Source organism: Gammaproteobacteria bacterium, from assembly GCA_009845905.1.
GTDB lineage: Bacteria > Pseudomonadota > Gammaproteobacteria > Steroidobacterales > Foliamicaceae > Foliamicus.
The window spans coordinates 1-3,468 of record VXYS01000005.1 but is presented as its reverse complement, the minus strand read 5'-3'; the positions used below and the strand labels follow the sequence as shown (position 1 = coordinate 3,468).

Annotated in this window: 3 protein-coding genes and 1 pseudogene; 3 read left to right on the top strand and 1 reads right to left on the bottom strand. The window is 74.2% G+C overall.

Annotated features, from left to right (window positions below; all coding sequences use genetic code 11):
* Positions 1-114: 114 nt before the first annotated feature.
* Positions 115-579, bottom strand: a complete 465-nt coding sequence (locus F4036_05505) for a hypothetical protein (GenBank protein ID MYK37196.1) — start codon at positions 577-579, stop codon at positions 115-117.
* A gap of 319 nt (positions 580-898) precedes the next feature.
* Here F4036_05505 and F4036_05500 point away from each other — a divergent pair.
* From F4036_05500 to F4036_05490, 3 genes and pseudogenes are all read left to right on the top strand, one after another.
* Positions 899-1,162 (top strand): annotated as a pseudogene (locus F4036_05500) (hypothetical protein).
* Positions 1,163-1,568: 406 nt separating this feature from the next.
* Entirely contained in the window at positions 1,569-2,897 is a 1,329-nt protein-coding gene (locus F4036_05495) for a DDE-type integrase/transposase/recombinase (protein ID MYK37195.1), read from the top strand.
* On the top strand, positions 2,897-3,468 hold a 572-nt coding region (locus tag F4036_05490), incomplete at its 3' end, for an AAA family ATPase (protein ID MYK37194.1). The genes F4036_05495 and F4036_05490, both read left to right, overlap by 1 nt.

Genomic DNA, 3,468 nt, shown 5'->3' with positions numbered 1-3,468 from the left:
TCCGGGACCCGCAGGGGAAAAACTAACAGATAAGGGCGTCCCGCCCTCGATTGAGATCCGCGTGACTTGGGACGGGGGTGGGATGCTCTCAATCGGCGGCGGCGTTGAAGCTCATCACTCCCCTTGGTCGAGCAGCTCGGCGACCTTTGCGGCCGTTTCCGGGTCAAGCTGCCGCGCCAGTTCGCGCAGCCGCTCGCGCTCCCGTTCCATGCCCCGTTCCATGCCTTGGGCAACACCCTGCTCAAATATGTCCGCCCGAATCTTCCTGCCGTTTGCCTCAAGCAAAGTCGTCATCTCAATCTCTCCCTGTTCGTCCTCGAATGCCGCCAGCCCGTCGCCGTCCCAAGCCCTGGCCCGCAGCAGCGCCAAGGCCCATAGCCGCAAGGCCTTGCGGACCTCAGCGTCCCCCGGATCCGGAAACTCCGCAAGGCCCTCGCCGAGCGCCGCGTCCAGCGCCGCCGCCGTCCCGGCCCGCAGCAGCCGAACCCAGGCCGTCACCCGGTTGCCGTCAGGCCAATCCTCCAACGCCCCGGCCGCCGCGTCAAGGAGCGCCCAGCCTCCGGGCTGCAGCGGCGCCAATGCCCGGGCCGCCGCATCGGGCAGGCCGTCCAGCGGGTCGGCGTCCCGCCGCCAGGGGCGCAGGCCGTCGTGGTGTTGTTTCCCTCATTAGTTCGTTGGGCGGACCCCGTTTTTCCCCGGATTGTTCCGTTGCTTGATTTCCGGTGTTGCCGGATCAGTTCGGGCAGGGGGCGGGCAAGCTAGCTTGCCCGCCCCCTGCCCGGCGCGTCGTGGGAGTGCGTCGGCGGCTTCACTGTTGGGCGCTGACGCCGTAGCCTTGGCCCCAACCAACTGAGGAGGGGCCCGGGCGGCGGGGAGGTCCGCCGCCGGGCCGGCGCCGGTGCAGCTTCGCTACGAGACGGGGCTTTCCGGCGAGCGGTACGTTACCGCCCAGGCATGGCGCGAGGCAAGGCTTGAGCGGTGCCCGAACCACCCGCGCGGCGGCTGCTCGCTGGCGCGGCACGGCACCTACGGGCGCAAGACGCCGAGGGGCGCGCGGGTCGCTCGCTGGTACTGCCCGCAAAGCCACGCCACGTTCAGCCTGCTGCCGGACTGCCTGGCGGCGCGGCTGCCGGGGACGCTCGACGCGCTGGAGGAGGCGGTGGCCGCCGCCGAGCGGGCGCCCAGCCTGGCGGCCGCGGCCGACGCCATCCGCCGCGACGCCGTCGAGCTGCCCGGCGCCGTGCGCTGGCTGCGGCGCCGGGTTCGGCTCGTGCGCAACGCGCTGAACGCCGCCATCGGCCTGGTCCCCGACCGCCTGGCCCCCTGCGCTCCCAGCATCGCCGCGGTGCGCGGGCGCCTGGGCAGCGACGGCGCCCTGACGGCGCTGCGCGCGCTGGCCGCGCCGCAGCTGCGGCAGCTGCCGGCGCCCTTGGGCTTCCATCCCCGCCGCCCCGCCGCGACGGATCGCAACGGCGTCCCCCAACACAGGATGGGGCGTGACCCCCCGCCCGCCGCCGCGTAGCTTCCCCCGTCCCGGGGCCGGCCGCCCCGTTGACGAGGAGCCAGCCATGAAGGACCGCGACAGGCACGACGAGGAGGCCCGCCAGGCGGTCGCCCTGTTCCGGTACGGCGTCATCGCCGAACTGGCGCACCGGCCCGTGGGCGAGCCCGGCACCGGCGAACGGCTCAGGGAGATGGCCGCCCGGACCTACGCCATTCCCGGCAGCGGCCGGACCCGCATCGCCGCCAGCACCCTCCGGGACTGGGTCAGGCTCTACCGCGAGGGCGGCTTCGAGGCGCTGCGCCCCAAGCCCCGCGCCGACCGTGGCCGGCCCCGCCGCCTGCCGGCCGCGGTGGCCGAGCGCCTCACGGCGCTGAAGGCCGGCAACCCGGCCTGGTCGGTGCGCGCCGTCATCCGCGCGGCCGTCGAGGAGGGCATCGACCACCCGCTCGCCCCCTCGACCGTGCACCGGCTGCTCAGCCGCGAGGGCCTGCTCGGCAGGAAGGCCGGCGACGGCGCCGACCGGCGGCGCTTCGCGTTCAGGGAGGCGGGCCAGCTCTGGATGGGCGACGTCATGCACGGGCCGAAGGTCAAGGCCGGACGGACCCGCCGCAAGGCCTACCTCATCGCCTTCATCGACGACGCCACCCGCGTGGTCCCCTTCGCCGCCTTCGCCCTCGCCGAGAGCGTGCAGGCGTTCCTGCCCGTGCTCAGGGGCGCCGTCATGCGCCGCGGCATCCCGCAGCGCCTCTACGTCGACAACGGCGCCGCCTACCGCTCACGCCAGCTCGCGCTGGTCTGCGCGAAGCTCGGCACCGCGCTGATCCACGCCCGGCCCTACCAGCCCGCCGGCAAGGGCAAGATCGAGCGCTGGTTCAGGACGCTGCGGGCCGGCTGGCTGGCCCACCTGGCCCCCGAGGCCTTAAGCAGCCTGGAGGCGCTCAACCGGAGCCTGTGGGCGTGGGTCGAGGGCGAGTACCACAACACCCCCCACCGGGGCATCGAGGGGCGCACCCCGCTCGAGCAGTGGGCGCTCGCCGCGGACGCCGTGCGCCACCCCGACCCCGCCATGGACCTTGACGACCTGTTCCTCTTCGAGGCCAGGCGCCGCGTCCAGAAGGACCGCACCGTCAGCCTCAACGGCCGCCTCTACGAGGTCGACGCGCTGCTCGTCGGCGAGACCGTCACCCTGCGCCACGACCCCGCCGCGCCCCCCGGCCGGCCCATCGACGTGGTCCACGACGGCAGGCCCGCCGGCCAGGCCACGCGGCTGGACGCCTACGCCAACACCGCCGTGCGGCGCGACCACGCCACCAAGCAGGCCGTGCCCGGCGACCCGCCCCCGGAGCCGCCGCCCTCGCCGATCAGGATGAGCGGGCTCAAGGAGGACGGCTGATGTACGCGCGCCACTTCGCCCTCACCCGGCTGCCCTTCGAGACCCCCGCCGAGGCCGACGAGCTGTTCGTCTCCAACGCCAGCCGGGAGGCCGAGGCCCGGCTCGCCCACCTCATGGAGCTGCGCGGCATCGGTCTGCTCACCGGCGAGGCCGGGTCCGGCAAGACCACCGCCGTCCGCCGCGCCGCCGCCCAGCTCCACCCCGGCCTGCACCGCGTCCACTACGTCTCCCTGACCACCGGCAGCGTGCTCGACATGTACCGCTCCATCGCCTGGGAGATCGGCCTGCCCGCCGAGCACTCCCGCGCCGCCGCCCACAACGCCATCCGCGCCGAGGTCTCCCGCCTCGCCGCCGAGGCCGGGCAGCTGCCCGTGCTGGTCATCGACGAGGCCCACCACCTGCGCAACGACGTCCTCGAGGACCTCCGCCTGCTCACCAACTTCAGCATGGACGCCGAGAGCCGCATGTGCCTCGTCCTCGTCGGCCTGACCGAGCTGCGCCGCCGCCTCTCCATGGCCGTGCACGAGTCCCTCGCCCAGCGCCTCGTCGTGCGCCACCACCTCGCCGGCCT

What these genes read in the sequence shown, in the direction of transcription:
- F4036_05495 (MYK37195.1), top strand. Translation starts at nt 1,569, where the DNA reads ATGAAGGACCGCGACAGGCACGACGAGGAGGCCCGCCAGGCGGTCGCC.